Origin of the sequence: Virgibacillus sp. M23 (genome assembly GCF_034190895.1) — a bacterium.
Lineage (GTDB): Bacteria > Bacillota > Bacilli > Bacillales > Amphibacillaceae > Virgibacillus > Virgibacillus salarius.
The window spans coordinates 26614-45086 of sequence record NZ_JAWDHA010000032.1 but is presented as its reverse complement, the minus strand read 5'-3'; the positions used below and the strand labels follow the sequence as shown (position 1 = coordinate 45086).

At 37.1% G+C, this 18473-nt stretch carries 21 protein-coding genes and 1 pseudogene; 6 read left to right on the top strand and 16 right to left on the bottom strand.

Annotated features, from left to right (window positions below):
* Window positions 1–326: 326 nt before the first annotated feature.
* From RVS70_RS13230 to acpS, 14 genes are all read right to left on the bottom strand, one after another.
* On the bottom strand, window positions 327–917 hold the full coding sequence (locus RVS70_RS13230; RefSeq protein ID WP_026680367.1) for a protein phosphatase 2C domain-containing protein: 591 nt from the start codon (window positions 915–917) through the stop codon (window positions 327–329).
* A gap of 2 nt (window positions 918–919) precedes the next feature.
* Window positions 920–1711: an RNA polymerase sigma factor SigB gene (gene sigB, locus RVS70_RS13225; protein ID WP_166530330.1), complete on the bottom strand. Its 792-nt coding sequence runs from the start codon at window positions 1709–1711 to the stop codon at window positions 920–922.
* On the bottom strand, window positions 1683–2159 hold the full coding sequence (rsbW, locus tag RVS70_RS13220; protein WP_026680365.1) for an anti-sigma B factor RsbW: 477 nt from the start codon (window positions 2157–2159) through the stop codon (window positions 1683–1685). The genes sigB and rsbW overlap by 29 nt, the downstream gene beginning before the upstream one ends.
* The gene (locus RVS70_RS13215) at window positions 2159–2491 is read right to left on the bottom strand and encodes an STAS domain-containing protein (RefSeq protein ID WP_166530329.1); all 333 of its coding nucleotides are present in this window, start codon (window positions 2489–2491) and stop codon (window positions 2159–2161) included. Before RVS70_RS13215 ends, rsbW begins: the two co-directional genes overlap by 1 nt.
* A gap of 97 nt (window positions 2492–2588) precedes the next feature.
* Window positions 2589–3602, bottom strand: a complete 1014-nt coding sequence (locus tag RVS70_RS13210) for a PP2C family protein-serine/threonine phosphatase (RefSeq protein WP_026680363.1) — start codon at window positions 3600–3602, stop codon at window positions 2589–2591.
* A 283-nt stretch (window positions 3603–3885) separates the two neighbouring features.
* Window positions 3886–4287 (bottom strand): anti-sigma regulatory factor, encoded by a 402-nt coding sequence (locus tag RVS70_RS13205; protein WP_026680362.1) that lies wholly within the window; start codon window positions 4285–4287, stop codon window positions 3886–3888.
* 5 nt (window positions 4288–4292) lie between these two features.
* Window positions 4293–4649, bottom strand: a complete 357-nt coding sequence (locus RVS70_RS13200) for an STAS domain-containing protein (protein ID WP_026680361.1) — start codon at window positions 4647–4649, stop codon at window positions 4293–4295.
* Between the two features lie 5 nt (window positions 4650–4654).
* Window positions 4655–5524, bottom strand: a complete 870-nt coding sequence (locus RVS70_RS13195) for an RsbT co-antagonist protein RsbRA (RefSeq protein WP_026680360.1) — start codon at window positions 5522–5524, stop codon at window positions 4655–4657.
* A gap of 317 nt (window positions 5525–5841) precedes the next feature.
* Window positions 5842–6201, bottom strand: a complete 360-nt coding sequence (locus RVS70_RS13190; RefSeq protein ID WP_026680359.1) for a type II toxin-antitoxin system PemK/MazF family toxin — start codon at window positions 6199–6201, stop codon at window positions 5842–5844.
* A gap of 4 nt (window positions 6202–6205) precedes the next feature.
* Window positions 6206–6490, bottom strand: coding sequence for a CopG family ribbon-helix-helix protein (locus RVS70_RS13185; RefSeq protein WP_026680358.1), 285 nt, complete (start codon window positions 6488–6490; stop codon window positions 6206–6208).
* 182 nt (window positions 6491–6672) lie between these two features.
* Window positions 6673–7791 (bottom strand): alanine racemase, encoded by a 1119-nt coding sequence (gene alr / locus RVS70_RS13180; protein WP_034678655.1) that lies wholly within the window; start codon window positions 7789–7791, stop codon window positions 6673–6675.
* Between the two features lie 445 nt (window positions 7792–8236).
* Entirely contained in the window at window positions 8237–9253 is a 1017-nt protein-coding gene (locus tag RVS70_RS13175; RefSeq protein WP_026680356.1) for a LolA family protein, read from the bottom strand.
* Window positions 9254–9310: 57 nt separating this feature from the next.
* Window positions 9311–10822, bottom strand: a complete 1512-nt coding sequence (locus RVS70_RS13170) for an NAD(P)H-hydrate dehydratase (RefSeq protein ID WP_321133612.1) — start codon at window positions 10820–10822, stop codon at window positions 9311–9313.
* Window positions 10823–10881: 59 nt separating this feature from the next.
* The gene (gene acpS / locus RVS70_RS13165; protein ID WP_026680354.1) at window positions 10882–11241 is read right to left on the bottom strand and encodes a holo-ACP synthase; all 360 of its coding nucleotides are present in this window, start codon (window positions 11239–11241) and stop codon (window positions 10882–10884) included.
* Window positions 11242–11485: 244 nt separating this feature from the next.
* On the opposite strand from acpS, the gene RVS70_RS13160 reads away from it, so the two are divergent.
* From RVS70_RS13160 to RVS70_RS13150, 3 genes are all read left to right on the top strand, one after another.
* Entirely contained in the window at window positions 11486–12259 is a 774-nt protein-coding gene (locus RVS70_RS13160; RefSeq protein WP_121604536.1) for a rhomboid family intramembrane serine protease, read from the top strand.
* A gap of 91 nt (window positions 12260–12350) precedes the next feature.
* Window positions 12351–13301 (top strand): LacI family DNA-binding transcriptional regulator, encoded by a 951-nt coding sequence (locus RVS70_RS13155; RefSeq protein WP_121604535.1) that lies wholly within the window; start codon window positions 12351–12353, stop codon window positions 13299–13301.
* A gap of 65 nt (window positions 13302–13366) precedes the next feature.
* Entirely contained in the window at window positions 13367–13981 is a 615-nt protein-coding gene (locus RVS70_RS13150; RefSeq protein ID WP_321133609.1) for an HAD family hydrolase, read from the top strand.
* A 320-nt stretch (window positions 13982–14301) separates the two neighbouring features.
* On the opposite strand, the pseudogene RVS70_RS23405 reads toward RVS70_RS13150, so the two are convergent.
* Window positions 14302–14432 (bottom strand): annotated as a pseudogene (locus RVS70_RS23405) (N-6 DNA methylase); the annotation flags it as partial.
* Between the two features lie 78 nt (window positions 14433–14510).
* Entirely contained in the window at window positions 14511–15989 is a 1479-nt protein-coding gene (locus RVS70_RS13145; RefSeq protein ID WP_026680349.1) for a DEAD/DEAH box helicase, read from the bottom strand.
* 483 nt (window positions 15990–16472) lie between these two features.
* Here RVS70_RS13145 and RVS70_RS13140 point away from each other — a divergent pair, with 483 nt between their 5' ends.
* From RVS70_RS13140 to RVS70_RS13130, 3 genes are read left to right on the top strand one after another with little or no spacing between them, the layout of a single operon-like run.
* Window positions 16473–17387: a DMT family transporter gene (locus tag RVS70_RS13140; protein WP_026680348.1), complete on the top strand. Its 915-nt coding sequence runs from the start codon at window positions 16473–16475 to the stop codon at window positions 17385–17387.
* 22 nt (window positions 17388–17409) lie between these two features.
* Entirely contained in the window at window positions 17410–18270 is an 861-nt protein-coding gene (locus tag RVS70_RS13135; RefSeq protein ID WP_026680347.1) for a DegV family protein, read from the top strand.
* Between the two features lie 30 nt (window positions 18271–18300).
* Entirely contained in the window at window positions 18301–18438 is a 138-nt protein-coding gene (locus RVS70_RS13130; protein ID WP_321133607.1) for a hypothetical protein, read from the top strand.
* The last annotated feature ends 35 nt before the right edge of the window (window positions 18439–18473 follow it).

Here is an 18473-nt window from a genome sequence, read left to right as displayed (position 1 = left end):
CACGGAAAGCGAAGTAATTAGTCGGAGCATTGCCAATATACATCAAACATTTCAAAATAACTACTTGGCTTAACGCAGTCATTGCACTGATTTTATACTTTCTTAACTTAGAACAAAAGCGCAAGCGACAAATAGAAACGGAGCGAGTCAACGGAGATAAAGGAAGCACGGTGAGCTTGCGAGCCGATGATGACTTAGCTTAGGGCGATTCGTGAATTCGCCTCGTTTCTGGGCGCTGGAGCTTGAGACACGGCTCAACACGCCCATTTTTATCCACATGGGCTAATTTTAATTTTTCTAGACAACAAAAAAACTGACAAAGATTGTCAGTCCTTTTTATAATGCATAGCAATTAAGGTAGTATCATCCTGGCGATTAGATTCACTTACATATTCAAACGTCTGCGTAATTGCCTTGACATCTTCATTTAAAAAATATTTTTCCGACAGATCTCTATCCGAAACTCCATCAGAAAACATGATAAACATCATATTTGATTCTAGCTTTTCTTGAATGATTTTAAAGGGACGGTGATAGCCTGCCAAATAACCAGCATTAGGTATATTTCGCTTTTTCTTTTGATTTTTCACGATGGTAAGGATACCAATGTTTCCAATCGAAGAAAAAGAGTACATTCCTGTAGTAAAATCGAGCTTAAGAATACCAACTACAACACCACGTTTGCCATATAACTGTTCGTTACATTTTTTTATAATACCTTCTATTGACGTATGAGCATTATCTTGAATAATATTAATCACAATTTGGGACGATTCCTTTGCAAATTCACCACTACCAAGTCCATCTGCCACAGCACAAATAAATTCTTTATCTGTTTCCTTGTAAAAGTAACTGTCCCCACAATAATAATTACCTTTCTTCGCTCTTTGAAAGACAGATACCTGTACACGTTTCATAATTATTCAAGAACCTCCGTACTTTCTGACTGTATGGCCTCTCTTAGCTTACGCAAGGATCGACGCTGAAGTCTAGAAACATGCATTTGCGAAATCCCTAGTAACTCTCCAGTTTCCTTTTGACTCATGTTTTCAAAATAGGTATATTTCAAGATTTGCTGTTCACGCTCAGATAAAATAGGGAGTATCTTTTCTAGTAGCATTCGTTGATCGATCGTATTATATCCAGCCTCTTCATTGCCAACCAAATCTAAAATTGCTACCGTACTACCATCGGAATCTGCTTCAATTTTTCTGTCTACAGATAATGCTTTATAGCTTTTTCCCATCTCCATTGTCTCAAGAATATCCTCTTCCGATACTTCTAGATAGTCTGCTATTTCTCTCACTGTTGGGGATTTCTGATTGTTTGTCGTTAGTGTATCTACTGCTTTTTTTATTTTTGGTCCTAGTTCTTTTATTCGTCTTGGTACATGGACACTCCAGGTTTTATCGCGAATAAATCGTTTAATTTCTCCGATTATAGTAGGTATTGCGAAAGATTCAAAGGATTTACCAAATGACGGATCATACCTTCTAACTGCAGCTAATAGCCCGATCATACCAACTTGAACAAGATCTTCATGAATAGCACTATTTCTTGAGTACTTGCGTGCAATCGACTCGACTAGATCCTTATAAGTAAGAACTAGCTTCTCTTGTAATGCTTCATCAGTCGGTTCTTGTTGGATAGCTTCAATTAGCTGGTAAACCTCATCTCTTCCGCTATTGTGTGGTTGAGATTTGGTCGTCATCAAAGTCCACCTCAGTTTCGTGTATATACTTAGTCATCAATACAATGACACCATAGTTATTGTTAATTTGTACTTTATCCATTAGTGCATCAATTAAGAACAGACCAAAACCCCCTTCTCTTAGATCTTCAATTGATTCCGTATTTTTATATGGTCCAATACCATCTTTGACTTCATTTAGGTTAAAGCTTCCTCCATGGTCTGCTACCATTACCTCTAAACGGTCCTCATAAACTCCAAAACCTATTGTTACTTCGCCATCATCCTGCTCATGATAAGCATGAGTCACAGTATTTGTAATTGCTTCAGAGATAGCGACTTTCAAATCCTCAATATCCTCGTAAGAAAAACCCATTCTATTCGCTATGCCTGAGATACTTAATCGAACAACACCGACATATTCTGCTTTCGCAGGAACTTTCAATTCAATAAAATCAAATCTCTCCATTATTCGCTTCCACCCCGAATCGCAGCATTTATATCCATAATTTCATCTAGTCCTGTTATTTTAAATAATCGAAGCACACGATCTTGTATATTTACTAGCCGCATCATACTTTCATGTTCTTTTGTAGACTTCAATGCACTAATAAATATCCCTAAACCAGTGCTATCCATATACGTGACATTTTCAAGATCAACTTCGACTATATTTCCACGTTGTTGCGTTAACGGAAGTAACGTCTCTTTTAATTGTGGTGCTGTATACGCATCTATTTCACCCGAAAGATTGACGATTGACTTTTTCGTCTCTTCCACTACATTAATGGTTAAATTCATAATTGCTTCCTCCTATATCTTCACGATAAGACATATTGTATAATATCGCTTCTTATAGTTTGACTTCTCCATAACATTTACCCACATAACACCACGATTAAACTTCCCGTCGTAATATAAGTAACGTAAAGTCATCTCGCAGTTCAAAATTCTGTAGACGTTCGAAGTATTTAAAAACCTGATTTACCATCTCTTGAGCGGGTAGATGCGCATATTGTCTGATGACACTCAATACTTCTTCACTTTCAATAAAACGATCACCATCTCTACACTCTGTAACTCCATCTGTAAGCATGATAACTAAGTCATTTTTATGAATGTTTAATTCATATTGACCATAATCGGCATCAGGGGTCACACCGAGCACGAGACCTTTTGTTTCCATCTCTTCAAATATATCCTTCTCAGCGTTATAATAAAACCCAGGCTCATGACCAGCTGAGGCGTAACGAAGTGTGTGTTCGGAAGGTATATATTGTGCATAACACATAGTAATAAACATACTGGGGTCAACATTTCTTTCGACTACACGATTTAGATTCTTTAAAATTGCCCTTGGTTCCATTGCCTCCTCAGGATAACTATCCATGGCATATTTAATCATAGACATACACAAAGCTGCTGGAATTCCTTTACCAATAACATCTGCCATAGCAATACCTAATGAACCATCACTTCCCTTTACAAAGTGATGATAATCACCATTCATTTGGTGCGCAGGTACACTAATAACACCAATATCCAGTCCTTCTATTTCTGGTTTTATTGTTCCAAGTAGTGTTTCCTGCATACTAGCGGCTACGGATATTTCGGATTTCAATTCAGACTGCTTTTCACGTAGCATTTGGTATTCCTGATGTGCGATACCATAGGCAATCATAGCTTCTAATAAAAAATTCATGGAAGACTGTATATCTTCACTTAGAGAAGGATACAGCTCCGCTAAAGCCTGAATGTGCATATTCACGATCTCATCTGGTAGGATATGATTTTTTATAAAGGATTTACTGACCTGCTCTACTTCATAAAGTGATTGTTCATCCTTTGTTTCAATGTAACGCTTCATCAATTCTTTATAATTTTCTACGTCTATTTTAACGGTATCATCCATACGTATCCCCCTAACATCCAACAAAAAGCAAGAGCATTTGACAGTATATATAAAGATAGGGTGTGCACTTCTTAATCATGTACACACCTCGGTTCCATTAAAGTGAAACTTCAATTAGTGGAGGTTTTGTCTTATCCCCCACGGATGGTTAGTACACTAAGGGTATGACCTCAAGGCCTTTGAACCAATTGGACATTTACTGCAGTCGATCTCCCACTTTCCATATAAATTTCACTTTATTGCATGAAATGGGGGTTTACTGCCAGTTATATGTGGGATAAAACTATCTTAACCACTTTATTGCTTTTATTCTTGTACCTTTCCCGACTTCTGATTGCAAATCAAACTCGTCCATTAATCGCTTTACTCCCGGTAATCCAGCCCCCAGTCCACCTGAAGTAGAATAACCATCCTCCATTACCTGACCAATATCTTCAATGCCTGGACCGACATCAATGGCTATCATACACATTCCTTTATGCTCAAGGTTATCAATAACTTCGAAACATATCTGTCCATGCTCCGCATATAAGTAGATATTCCTAGCCAGTTCAGATATTGTTGTAGCAATCCGAGCTTGATCAACGATACCGAAACCAACCTTCTTCGCAATATCTCTCCCTAATTGCCTGGCACCTACTATATCCCACTCTTTCTTTATATTTACGCAAGATTGAGGTTTCATAGGCTCTATTCCCCCAATTCCTGGTAGAGTTTGATAAGGCCTTGTTCTAAATTTAATGCAGTTGGAACATTTTTTAAATGAATCCCTAAATCAATTAATGTCATTGCAACTGCTGGCTGAATACCTGTTAAAACTACCTTCGCCCCCATAAGATCTGACATTGTAACCACATCACCTAAAACTTTAGCAATAAATGAATCAATGATTTCGACGGATGTTAAATCAATGACTACACCAGAAGAACCACTTTTATGAATTTTATCTAAGAGATCCTCCTGAAATTGAATTGCTGTTTGATCATCTATCTCTGTCTGAATGGAGATCAATAAATAATTATGGAGTTTTAAGATTGGTATTCGCAATGCCTTCACTCCCCTTTCAATGACTGAATTAATTCTTCAATACTTTCTTCTTTCGTTTCTAAATCAACTATCTTTCGGTTTGTTATTTCCAATGCGCTTCTAAAACCTTTTTTCAGCGAGCTCTTTGTCGGAAACTTCCCTAAATCAATACCAAGATTTACAATTGTTTGGGCAATTTCTGGGCGAATCCCAACAAGAATACATGTTGACCCGATTAAACGAACGGCTTCCGCAGCTTGAATAATATGATGCGCAACCATCGTATCTACAACAGGAACACCAGTAATATCAATTAGCACCACTTCCGAGTTATGCTTAATCACGCCGTCTAACAAATTCTCCATGATTAACTTTGCTCGCTCTGTATCGATCGTTCCAATTAATGGCATAATTGTAATACTATCCATAACAGGAATTAATGGAGCTGATAGTTCCTGAAGAGCGACTCGCTGTAAAGAAACAATATTCTCCCAGCTACCAGAATACTCATTTACCAATTGTCTAATTAACGGCTCCACCCATGCATCTACGCTTTTAAGAACATTAGAGATAAAAGCAGAGTCTACTTGTTCAGATTGACTTAAAATATAATCTACAGTGACTCGGCGAAATACTTGTAGACCATCAGTGATATAGCTTAATGGCCAACCAAGATTAATAATCTTTTCGGAAAAGCTCTCAACTGCCTTCGGTGGCCCTGCATTTTTTATACTTGTAAAGATAACATTAACAAACTCTCTATTGGTGCTTTCAAATAATTCATCGGAAATACTTGAAGTATAATTCCCATCTTTCAATGAATTGATTTCTTCCATCCACATTTGTACAATTGAGTCACTGTTTTCAATCGCAATCTTCTTAAATTTCTCGTCCATTGGATTACCCCCATTTATGGTTAAATGATTGTTAATGATTGTTATAGGTGTAAAGTGAAAGTTCTCTTCAAAGTGACTGTTACTAAGCAATATACGAAACTTTTATTATAGCTAACTAAATACAATTATGTCAGTTACGTTTATTGACTATTAACCCGCAATAAAACAATTTTTCATCTGACATTGCTACTTATTTTTTTGTTTATAACCCTGTCTTGTCAAAGTTAATTGTAACACAGATCAAAATTATGTATGAAGAATAATGTCGTATTTCTGCATGCAAAAACACCCTTGTTCTTCTATAAACAAGGGTGTTTTTATTGACCATACATATCTTTCAGCCCTAGACTGATTTCTAATGCTTGGTTAATCTTATTCATCATTTCTTTATCTAACTTTGTTATTTTATCTGTTAATCGTTGTTTATCAAGCGTTCTAATTTGTTCTAGCAAAATAACGGAATCCCGATCAAATCCATAACGTTTTGCGTTAATCTCCACATGCGTTGGGAGCTTCGCTTTCTGAATTTGTGCTGTAATTGCTGCGACAATAACGGTAGGACTGAAACGATTCCCGATATCATTTTGCAGGATCAATACCGGGCGCACGCCTCCCTGCTCTGATCCAACAACAGGGGAAAGGTCAGCGAAATATACTTCGCCTCTTTGTACGATCAAATGGTTACACCCCGATCACAGAGCGTTCCAAGGTATTTTTTGCCTCCTCTTCAGCTTGAAAAGCTTCTGAAGCAATTGTTAAATTAATGCGGCCCATTTCTTCATAGCCTCGTTGCATCGTTTCACGAAATTGTTGGATATGCTCATCTCTTTTGTGTTGAAGATAGCTTCTAGTTGCCTGACAAATGAAATCACTTAAATCACTATTCTCATATTTCATTAGACCATCCACCTCATTTAACAGGTTTTTCGGTATCTTAACTAATACTTCTTGTAAGCTCTCTGACAAAACCATCACACCTCCGCCAACTGTTGAACGAACTTTGTAAAAGTCATTTTTAATGATATCATTGAATTCGCCCATTTGCAAAGGGTTCCCTAATTTTTTTCAAAAAATATCTTGTTTTGTCGTTTATTCTTTCTCTAAATGTGGTATATCATGTAATTAAGTTAATTATGATGAGCTTTTCCTTAAAGGCCTTTATATATTCGTGGAATCCGCTTATTAATTACACAAGGAATCTCGTAATTAATTGTCTCTGCATGCTCGGAGATTTCATCCATTGCAATAAACGTGTCGTCTTGCCTGCCAATAAATGTGACCTTTGTTCCGACAGGGTAAGCGCGGTCCAGTCGAACCATGGTTTGATCCATGCAAATTCTGCCGACTATTGGTAATCGTTTTCCATTGATTAATACTGAAAAACCCTGCATTTTTCGCAGCCACCCATCACCATATCCAATAGGTATTGTACCAATCCATTCTTTTTCATTTGCCGTATACGTACAGCCGTAACTTACAGTATCTCCAGATTCAATTTGTTTGACATGCACTAGATTGCTGTGTAACGAAAAAGCCTGCTTTAAGTCTATCTCCCCCTTATCTTTTACTGCTTTAGAAGGATATAATCCATACATGGCAATACCAAATCGAATATAATCGTACATATCTTCTGGTAAACGAATAGCACTCGCACTATTGCCTATATGAATATCAAGCTCCCCAGCCCAATGCTGCTTCAGTTTCGATAACAGTATTTCAAATCGCTCCTTTTGCTGTAAAAAGTAAGCTGACTCTGGTTCATCTGCTGTTGCAAAATGGGTGTATACTCCTGTTAAATATATGCTTTTATTTTTATTTAATGCATATAGAATAGAATATAGCTCTTTCTCTGACCTTATGCCGATCCTCCCCATACCAGAATCGACTTTTAAATGAAGCTTTAATGGTTTAGCAAGTGTATAACTATTTACTTGATCTAGCCAATCCTGTTGAAAAAAGGTTAATGTAATATCAAGTTCGGCTGCTACAACAGCTGATTCAGGAGGAACCCAGCCCAATACCAAGATCGGCGCTGTTATTTGAGCCTTTCGTAATTCAATTGCCTCCTCAAGCAATGCCACAGCTAACGCTTCCGCTCCAGCTGTCAGGGCTTTTTTTGCTACAGGAATACTCCCATGACCGTAGCCATCCGCTTTTACAACAGCAATTACTTTACTTGTTATCGGGAGCTTTTGTTTTATTTGTTTTATATTATATGCAATTGCCTCCAAATCTATTTCAACCCAAGTATATCTATGTAATTCCACTAGCTCTAACTCCTTTCGCAAATAACGCGAGGTTTCTTACGTTAATGGTTATATAAATTGAAACTTCAATCAGTTCGTGAGTTGGTTTAGCCCCCACTGATAGTTCGTATCACAAGGATATGAACTAAAGGACATTGAACCCTCGAGCATTTACTGACAGTCGATCCCCCACTTACCAATAGTGGATTCTCTTTATCGCGCTTGAATTGGAGGTATTACTGCCAGTTATATAGGGATAAAAATAATAATACCCCTATTATTTCTTGGGGAGAGGTTGATGTCAATATTATGATAATGAGTAATTGCAAAACCTGAAGTAAAACCACAATCGAACGTCTTGAATATAGCTGCAATTCATTCGCTTAATCAGATCACTTATGTTAAAAATAACCAAAAATAAAAGCAGACCCCAAGTAATTGCGAGTCTGCTTGTTAGAATTTCATGTTACTTCACTTCTTTACTTTGCACAGATTGAGCAACCTGAATTAGTTCTTGCTTCGTTAATTCATCACTTGCTAACATGAAATCTACCCCATTATGAGACCACTCTAACTTGTTAGCTGAAATTGCTCCAACAGCAAATCCTAGATTGACAATTTCTCCCTTCACTTCATTTGGAGACATCATTGTCGTTTGTACCTTTGATTTTTCTTCGACCAACGTGAAATTTTTTTCACCCTCAAAGGTCAAAATTACACGTTCCCCTTCTTCCGTTGAGGCTTCTTTTTTCTCTGTTAATTCAGATCCTGCCATATAAGAAGGATAAAATACAGTAAGTGTATCTTCCACACCATCTCCAGAAACCTCTTCCTCAGCTACTGCTCCACTCGCCATATTCTTCTTCATAGTAAAGTCATTGTCTTTAAACGTAGCTTTTTTGTCAAAGCTCGAAAACTTTACTTCTACCAATGCATTCTTATCCTTATCTAGTACATTTACCTGAACAGGCTGAAAGGTTTTCTTATCAAAGTAAATTTCTTGATATGGCAAATTATTGTTGCTTTGATAATTTGTTTTTGTTTTAAAGATATAATGGGAGTCACTCACTTCAAATGCTGCTTCCTTATCTTTTTCAATATCCTTAACTAAGGATTGATAAAGATATGGTTGACTGCTATTATCTGGCCATTCTGATTGAAATTTAAAGCTTTTGCTTAATGCAGGCGTTAAAACAAATACACCATCTTTATTTTTTAGGATAATCTGATTTCCTTTTTCGTCTTCATTGTTAGATAAGGCAACGCGATAGAGATCATCCTTTTTATGCCAAACATCAATATTGAACTTTTGCTGCTCCTGGCCGGTATTCATACTCATTTCTGCTTTAGCTTTGTAACCATCCATTTCATCCAAATTGTCTTTTAATTCTGCAACAACATCCTCCTGTGATTTTTCTCCACAGGCTGATAATAATAGTACGAAGCCAAATACAATGATCCAACCGCCAATTTTTCTTTTCATGGACATATCTCCCTTGTCTCAGTTAAAAACAAAGGGAACGTTATCACCTAATACCTCTCAAGAAATAATACGAAATACCTTCGCAAGCCCATCGATCACATCACTAGCGAGTAGGTCATGATAGGAATGCTTTTCACTTATTAATTCATCTGCGGACCTTCCATGAATATAACAAGCATTACACAGCGCTTGAAAAATCGTTTGTCCCTGCATAATCATTGCTAAGATAATGCCTGTTAACACATCTCCACTTCCCCCTTTGGCAAGACCAGGATTACCAGACATATTCACAACTTGCTCACCTTCAGGAGATGTAATAATGGTAATCATTCCCTTGAGAACGACATAGGAGTTATTTTTAATAGCGAATTCACGCGAATACCTAAATGGTTCTAGGAGTAACTCATTTACAGTAATCCCTAAAAGCATTGCCATTTCTCCAGGATGCGGTGTGATTACTGTTGGATAACGCCTATTTTCTATATCTAAAAGATCCTCTTTTATATGATATAGGCCATCCGCATCTATCACAATCGGACATTCAGCTGTATGAACTAAGCTTCGAACCAAATCACCGGTACACGTTCTTCTTCCCATGCCCATTCCTATAGCGACAGCATGATAGCCTTCTAGACTTACATCAGTTCGGTTATCAAGAAAACCATTTGTTTCAGATAATTCTTTATAGGTAGCTTCTATACAATTAGCAGAAATCATCCGAATGACGCCTTCGGTAGTTGCTCCAGTAATGAGACCCGCTCCAGCTCGTAGCGAAGCTTTTAAACTCATAGCTAGCGCACCCGGCATCTCCTTACTCCCTCCTATCACCAGACCCTTACCGTGCTTTCCTTTATGATCATCTGGTTTCCGATCAGGTAAACTATTCCGAACATCATCTATTCCCCATACGAATCTAGATGTGTTAGTTTTGAAAGCACGGGAAGGTAAACCAATGGAAACAGGCTCCCACTTTCCGTAATAAGGAGAGGTGTGATTCAAAAACGCACTGACCTTCGGCGCACCTATAACAAAAGTATAGTCTGCTTGAATAGAAATAAATTCCCCTTTACCTTCATCTGCCGGTAGTCCCGAGGGAATATCTACAGAAATTACTTTTTTCGCTTCACGGTTAATATAATGAACCAACGATGCTAATGGTTCACGTAATATCCCCTTCGAACCAATGCCAATTATTGCATCAATGATTACATTATTACTAGTTATCATTGATGTACATTTACCATCAAATAAGGATATGATGCCTCCGCACCTTTCAAATAGTCGTTTATGATAATACGCATCTCCAAGGATTTTATCATTAGCAACCACCTGTAGTACCTGAACAGCATAACCTTTGTCTAGAAGTGTTCTAGCTATAACAAAACCATCTCCACCATTATTACCTGAACCAGCAAGCACGCAAATCTTGTCCGTATCCTTAACAATTGCTGTCACACGATCAGCAACAGCTCGTCCAGCATTCTCCATTAACAATTTCCCATCTAAACCAATTTCGGTCATTGCAAAGTGATCGATATCGTACATTTCCTTTGCGGTGACAATATACAATGTGTTCCCTCCTACCCGCACTAAAATATATGAGACAACCTGAGCGATTATGCATGTCCTTATAGAGCTTCAATCACAATTTGCGCAGCAGCATAATCAGCCGTATGTGTAATGGACAAAAATATTTTCTCTTTTCCATACCCTTTAGCATGTAAAATTGGAGCACCATTCTCTCCAATTTGAATCTCTATATCCTGAAAGCTAAGCCGTCCGATGCCTATTCCTACAGCTTTAGCAAATGCTTCTTTCGCTGCAAATCTACCAGCTAAAAATTCCACCTGCCTCCTCTTGTTATGGAGAGCATAGAATCTCTCCCTTTCGATCGGAGTTAAAATTCGTTCTATTATACGTGGAGTTCTCTGCATACTATTTTCTATACGATATAACTCAATAAGATCAATTCCTATTCCTCTGATCATGAACATCTTACTCCTTTTCAAACTGGCTAAAGTCGTTAAATACGCCTGAAGAATCCAATCGAATTACTTCTCTTATTATTGCATCAGTCTATTCGTGCAAATTACTATGTTTTTAATTATTATTTTAGTACGATAAAATTGGTCATACTATACATGATCGTATATTACAATAATAATAATAACAATAACGAATGGAATACCATAGTAATTCTATTTCTAAAAAAGTATAAGTCGGGGGAGTCCAATGTTTATACGAAATGAAAGAAGTATAAAAGAATTTAGGCAAGCATATCCTATTGTAACTACTTTAGTTATTATTCATCTTGGATTATGGATAATCATTGATCTTTTACAGTTACCATTCGGTGACACGCTCTATCAGTTCGGAGCAGGTAGCAATTACTATATTCATCAAGGAGAGTATTGGCGTCTAATAACACCAATTTTCCTTCATGTAAACTTGACACATGCATTATTCAATTCATTCTCCCTCGTATTATTCGGACCTGCTCTTGAGCAAATGCTTGGTAGAACAAAATTTATAATTGCTTATTTAGCAGCTGGATTTATTGGCAATTTAGGGACATATCTCTTCGGCTCATTGGATTTCTCCTTTGTCCATGTCGGTGCATCTGGTGCTATCTTTGGTTTGTTTGGGATTTATATATTTATGGTTACATTCCGTAAACATCTCATTGATCAAACAAGCTCACAAATAATACTAACGATCGTAATCGTGGGACTTATTATGACATTCATCCGTCAAAACATTAATATTTATGGACACATTTTTGGTTTTATTGGTGGATTCGCGATTGCCCCCATCGTACTGACAGGCGCAAAAATGTATAATCCCTGGGCTACAGTTGCCACAAGAAGAAATCATTCAGATGACTCGATCCAATTTGACCCTAATCGCTGGAATAAAAAACGCTTTCCAGCAAAATGGAAGAATCATATTTGGTGGATTATTTTTGCGATTTTAGTTTTTCTTGGATTAATGAGTAGAATTTTATAATTATCTTAAAAAAGGCTAACCCGCTCAGTACTCGGGTTGGCCTGTTCTGATTATCGTTCATAACTATACAAACCTATTACAGGAGAAAAAAATGACAAATATTAATGATATTGCAAAGATAGCCGGAGTATCCGTATCAACGGTTTCGAGAGTGCTAAATAATTATAAATACGTTTCTGAGGAAAAAAGAAACGCCGTTCAAAAAGTCATTAACGATTTAAACTACACACCTAATAAAAATGCGATTGATCTAATTCGCGGAGAAACAAATATAATTGGAGTAATCCTACCTTATAATAATAATCAAGCTTTTGATCAAATGTTACAAGGAATCCTTCATAGATCAGTAAAAATGGACTTTTCTGTCATTGTTCTTCCTACCAAATATGATAAAAAGAAAGAATTGGAATACCTCGCTATGCTAAAAAATAAATTACTAGACAGTATCATCATAACCTCAAAAGCAAATGCGTGGGATGAAATCTTACCGTTTACAACTTATGGATCCATCATCTCTTGTGAATATACAGACTTCAAGAAAATAGGCTGTTCTTATATTGACAGATATGCTTCCTATATAGACGCCTTTCAAACATTAAAGGAATTGGGGCATTCCTCTGTTGCTTTTACGACTGCTAGGGGAGAAGAAAGTCTTAGTACACAGCAAACTTGCCAAGCGTATAAAGAAGTATTCGGAGAACTTAGACCCGGCACGTATATTTCGCAATGCTATTGTCTAGAGGACGGCTTTCAGGCAGCCAAAAGGTTCTTCGCCCTTAATAATAAACCAAGTGCTATATATGCCAACGGCGACGAGGTTGCGGGTGGAATTTATCAATATGCGCAATCTTCTGGCTTAAAAGTACCTGAAGATTTGGCAATAATCGGACAGGAAAACCAACCAGTAGGGGTGGCACTGGGTTTAGCTACTGTAGATCATCATTTAATGCATGTTGGCGAGCAGGCTTTTGAGCTTGCTATCAGAAAATCCCGTGATAAAATAAAAATTCCATATAATATTATTCGGCGATCTTCAATCTGACTATTGACCTGAAATCCATTTCATCATCTACCATAAATGTATCATAAGATGGGAGATGAATAGGCATGTATAAAAGCTTTATATTTGATTTAGATGGAACGATTATTGATTCAGAAAGAATTGGGCTTGAGGCATTACAATCCACATTACGACAAATCGGAATTCTAAAAGATATTGAAGAGTTACGTTTTTCCATCGGGATTCCTGGATTAAGAACTTTGGAAATCCTTGAGATCGCAGATATTCCAACCACACTCAATACTTGGTTAGAAAAGCAAAAACCTTTCATGAAACATGTACCTGTATTTCAAGGTATGATTGAGGTCATTGCCAAACTTCCAAATACGGCAATCGTAACTTCTCAAAATAAGAAAGAATTGCAAGCCGGATTTGAAAAATTAAATATTGCTCATCACTTTCAATCCGTTATTTGTGCAGATGATACCGAAAAACACAAGCCTAATCCAGAACCACTAGAATTAGCACTTAAAATATTGAATTGTAAAGCAAGTGAGGCAATCTATATAGGTGATTCTGTATATGATTTAAGATGTGCAAAATCCGCTGGTGTTGATTTCGGGTTAGCCTATTGGGGGGCAAAATCCAAAGAAGGCTTTGAAGATGCAAATTATATATTCACTACCCCCATTGAACTATTAAATTGTAAGCAGACTATTTAGAAAATACGTGATAGAGAAACTAATACTGGAACATAAAAAGTTGGGGGTTTTGTTTATTCCCCACTAATGGTTAGTACCACAAGGGTATGACCTAATGGTCTTTGAAGCCATCAGACATATACTGGCAGTGAGTCACCTACTTACCACTATTGGTTTCACTTTATTGCTTGAAGTGAGGGTATTACTGCCAGTTATAAGTGGGGAAACTTCGAAAAAATTCAAAATTAATAGTGGAAGCATAGTTGTAAATAAAGCATTGCACCATCTTCTGCAAGCGCACGATTAGAAACGTAGCGACTGGAGCGAGTTAACGGAGATAAAGCTACTTGACGTGGCGTATATAGAATTCCCCTGCCTTTTCACCTGATCCCATTGCAAATTAACCAATCAGATATTCATATGCATCACCTAAAACATCACCTTTTTGTAAGGCAACCATATTTAAATTAGCACGTTATTAAAAAGCTGCCGAGAAAAAATTTCTCGACAGCTTGAAGCTTCTTACAACGAAGAAGTTGTAATGATATGATTAGGAATCACGATTCCTGCGCTTCTGGTAATTTCCCTTTCTATTACGTCCACCTTGATTGCGCCCTCCTTGGCCACCACGACCGCTTTGACCACGTTTACCATAGAACCGTTTATTATTTGATCGACGATTATCCTTAGAACGCTGCGCCTTCTTCACGCTAACAGGGGCTACAGAAGATATTTTGACTGGTGTATCTTTTCGTTCCTTTGTAAGCAATTTAAGAGCTGCTGCAATTACAGAGACAGAATCGTGCTCCTCTAACAATTGATTAGCAGTTTGATGATAATCCTTTAGATCTTTCTTCTCTATCGTATCCATAATTTTCTTCAGCGCTACCTGCTGTTGACCTTTTTGAGCATCATGATTAGTCGGTGGAACTAAACGCTTCATTTTACTCTTCGTTACTTTCTCGATCAACTGCAAGTGTGCCATTTCTCGTGGAGTAATAAAGGAAATAGCCTCACCTGTACGACCTGCACGACCTGTACGCCCAATACGGTGTACATAGCTCTCTGGATCCTGTGGAATATCAAAATTATATACATGGGTAACACCGGATATATCAAGACCTCTAGCAGCCACATCCGTAGCCACTAAAACATCGACACGCCCATTCTTAAACTTGTTTAACACTGACATCCGTTTCCCTTGTGTTAAATCACCATGAATTCCTTCTGCGCGATAACCTCTTGCTTGTAAACCTTCTGTTATTTCATCTACCCGCTTTTTCGTACGACTAAATACGATTGCTAGATCAGGTGAATGAATATCTAAATGATTATTCAACGTATCAAACTTATATTTTTCAGGAATTTCTATAAAATATTGGTCAATATTTTCAACTGTCATTTCCTTCGCTTTGATCTTAATCTCTTTAGGTTGCTTCATTAAATTTGTTGCAATATCACGTATTTCTTTTGGCATCGTAGCCGAAAATAGAAGTGTTTGTCTTTCTTCAGGTATGCCTTTTAGAATATCGCGAATATCATCAATAAAACCCATGTTTAGCATTTCATCTGCTTCATCTAAGACAGCAGTTTGAATATTATTTGTACGTATCGTTTTTCTACGCATATGGTCAAGTAATCTACCTGGAGTTGCAACTACAATTTGGGGACCATCCTTTAGTGAACGAATTTGACGGTCCATATGCTGTCCACCATATACCGCAAATGCACGTACCCCTTTTAATTTTCCAAGTCGATTAAGTTCTTCCGCTACTTGAATTGCTAATTCTCTTGTCGGGGCTACAACTAGCCCTTGGATTTTTCGTGCTTTGGCATCCAATTTTTCGATCATAGGAATACCAAAAGCAGCGGTTTTACCTGTTCCTGTCTGCGCTTGTCCAATAACGTCATTACCCTGTATCGCTAATGGTATTGTTTCTGCTTGAATTGGGGTTGCTTCTTCAAAACCCATTCTCTCCAATGCTTTCATTATGGGATTTGAGATGCCTAGTTCTTTAAATGTTGTCACCTATTCCTCTACTCCTTTTTTGTGTAAAAATTTTATTGTAAAAGAGGCCGTGTTGCTTCTATACTTTAGTCCTTGTTATGGTCCCCGCTTTCACAGCATCGTATTAGAGGATCTTCAAAAAGTCCATGAAATAGTATGCAGATCGTATTCTGCTCCTCAGACCATTATATTACTAACCATATAAAGGCTGTACTTCTTGATCCAATCTTGCCCTTTTGTAAGAACACACACTATAAAATTTATTTAAAGGGAATCTACACAAATCGTATCACTTAAAATTTATATTCTATTAATAGAATGTATTTTTATACTTCCTAAAGTACAAAAAGGCTTCACCTTATATGGTAAGAGGCCTCAATCGTAAACTCATGCAATCAATATCATAACATATTTTTCACAAGGATACTAATTAGATAAATGATTTTTTAGTAATACCATGATAAAATGAATGAGATATACAAGATAGAAATAAGGAGGTTTGGGATGCGTCTTCCTCCATTTAATCCATACATTGCAGTTGTAATCGGAGTAATTTCTGTATCGACGTCTGCTATATTTGTCAGGCTTGCTGATCAAGCACCTGCTTCAATAATAGCCAATTACCGATTAGTATTTGCTGTATTATTGATGGCTCCCATCATTTTATTAAAATATCGTCATGAATTAAAGTTAATAAATAGAAAAGACTGGCTTCTATCTATTCTTGCAGGAGTTTTTTTAGCCTTCCACTTTATATTATGGTTCGAATCCTTAAATTTTACTTCCGTAGCTAGTTCTGTCGTACTAGTATCCTTACAACCAATTTTTGCATTTTTAGGTACGTATTTCTTTTTTCAGGAACGTTTTTCATCTGGAGCAGTAATAAGTATGTTGATTGCATTAATCGGAAGCATTATCATAAGCTGGGGTGACTTTAAAATAAGTGGAATGGCTTTATATGGAGACATATTGGCATTGGGCGGTGCTATAACGGTTACGGCATACTTTTTACTTGGACAACGAGTTAGAAGAAGCCTTTCTTTGATGAGCTATACATTTGTAGTATATAGTGTTAGCGCCATTACACTTATACTATATAATTTAGCTTTTCAACATCCTTTTTTTGGATATCCAGCAGACCATTGGTGGGTTTTCTTAGCACTAGCTATCATTCCTACTTTTCTTGGTCATACCCTGTTTAATTGGGCGTTAAAATGGCTGAGCACAGCGACTATCTCAATGGGAATTGTATTTGAACCAGTTGGAGCCTCCATACTTGCCTATATTATTTTAGAAGAGAAGGTAACCGCCTTTCAATTACTGGGTGGTACCATCGTTTTATTTGGATTGTTCCTATTCATTTTAAGTACAAACCAGAAAAAGAAGGTAACCATTGCAAAAAAAGAACAACAAGATTAATTTATATGAAATGGGTGAAGGCATGCACATACAATTAATGACAGATGGCGGAGCTGATATTCCACAGCGTTTGCTTCGTAAAACAGAGATTATTCAAGTACCGTTATACCTGCACTTTAGTGATGGTCAATACAAAAGCGATGTCGATTTAGACTTACCAACTTTTCATAAAAAAATAAAGGAAATGAATGAACTTCCACGTTCTGCTGCTCCTAGTCCAAATGACTTTTACGAGGCATATAAACAAGTAAGTAAACAAACTCCTATACTTATGCTTAGTCTTACTAAAGGATTAAGCAGTACGTATGAAAATGCAGTTATGGGAATGAATATGCTGTTAGAGGAAGAGCCTGACCGGATCATTGAAGTGATTAATACGAAAACAGCCTCTTGTGGTATCGCTCTTCTACTTCACGAAGCAATCAATAAAATAGAAGATAATTACTCGTTTGGAGAGCTTGTGGATCACATACATTACCTAGTCGAGCATACAACTACATTATTTGTGCTCAAGACATTAGAAAACTTAGTACTAGGTGGTCGTCTAGATAAGGTTAAGGGGACAATTGCCAAAACTCTTAATATAAAGTTGTTAATGAAAGCTAGTGAAGAAGGAGCAATCGAAGTAACGGAAAAGGTTAGAGGCGATAAAAAATCGATTAGACGTTTTATTGAACAAATCGGAGAATACACAAAAAATTTCGAAGATAAAGTAATATCTATGTCTCATTGTAATGCAGAAGAAAGAGCGAAAAAAGTACTTGCCGACATACGTAGTAAATATCCCTTTAAGGATGCTTATCTCATGGATACCGGTCCGTTAATTTCAACTTATGGCGGGGAAGGAGCATTAGTTATCTCCTTTTTTAATACAAATAAATAATAGAAAATAAGATGAGGGATTTGCCACTGATTGGTAGTACCACAAGAGTATGACCAAAAGGTCTTTGAACCAATCGGACATTTACTGGCAGTTGCCCCCCTAATTACCCATAGTGGTTTCACTTTATTGCTTGCAGTTGGGGGATTACTGCCAGTTATATGTGGATAAAGTGTCCGAAGTAACTGAGTGTTAAAATGATATTA

Bases quoted from the DNA above. Each gene is read 5' to 3' on its own strand.
- RVS70_RS13135 (WP_026680347.1), top strand. From the start codon at position 17,410: ATGCACATACAATTAATGACAGATGGCGGAGCTGATATTCCACAGCGT.
- RVS70_RS13140 (WP_026680348.1), top strand. From the start codon at position 16,473: ATGCGTCTTCCTCCATTTAATCCATACATTGCAGTTGTAATCGGAGTA.
- rsbW (WP_026680365.1), bottom strand. From the start codon at position 2,159: ATGGAGAGATTTGATTTTATTGAATTGAAAGTTCCTGCGAAAGCAGAA.
- RVS70_RS13150 (WP_321133609.1), top strand. From the start codon at position 13,367: ATGTATAAAAGCTTTATATTTGATTTAGATGGAACGATTATTGATTCA.
- RVS70_RS13175 (WP_026680356.1), bottom strand. From the start codon at position 9,253: ATGAAAAGAAAAATTGGCGGTTGGATCATTGTATTTGGCTTCGTACTA.
- acpS (WP_026680354.1), bottom strand. From the start codon at position 11,241: ATGATCAGAGGAATAGGAATTGATCTTATTGAGTTATATCGTATAGAA.
- RVS70_RS13210 (WP_026680363.1), bottom strand. From the start codon at position 3,602: ATGGATGATACCGTTAAAATAGACGTAGAAAATTATAAAGAATTGATG.
- RVS70_RS13205 (WP_026680362.1), bottom strand. From the start codon at position 4,287: ATGAAACCTCAATCTTGCGTAAATATAAAGAAAGAGTGGGATATAGTA.
- RVS70_RS13195 (WP_026680360.1), bottom strand. From the start codon at position 5,524: ATGGACGAGAAATTTAAGAAGATTGCGATTGAAAACAGTGACTCAATT.
- RVS70_RS13155 (WP_121604535.1), top strand. From the start codon at position 12,351: ATGACAAATATTAATGATATTGCAAAGATAGCCGGAGTATCCGTATCA.
- RVS70_RS13215 (WP_166530329.1), bottom strand. From the start codon at position 2,491: ATGAATTTAACCATTAATGTAGTGGAAGAGACGAAAAAGTCAATCGTC.
- RVS70_RS13160 (WP_121604536.1), top strand. From the start codon at position 11,486: ATGTTTATACGAAATGAAAGAAGTATAAAAGAATTTAGGCAAGCATAT.
- RVS70_RS13230 (WP_026680367.1), bottom strand. From the start codon at position 917: ATGAAACGTGTACAGGTATCTGTCTTTCAAAGAGCGAAGAAAGGTAAT.
- sigB (WP_166530330.1), bottom strand. From the start codon at position 1,711: ATGACGACCAAATCTCAACCACACAATAGCGGAAGAGATGAGGTTTAC.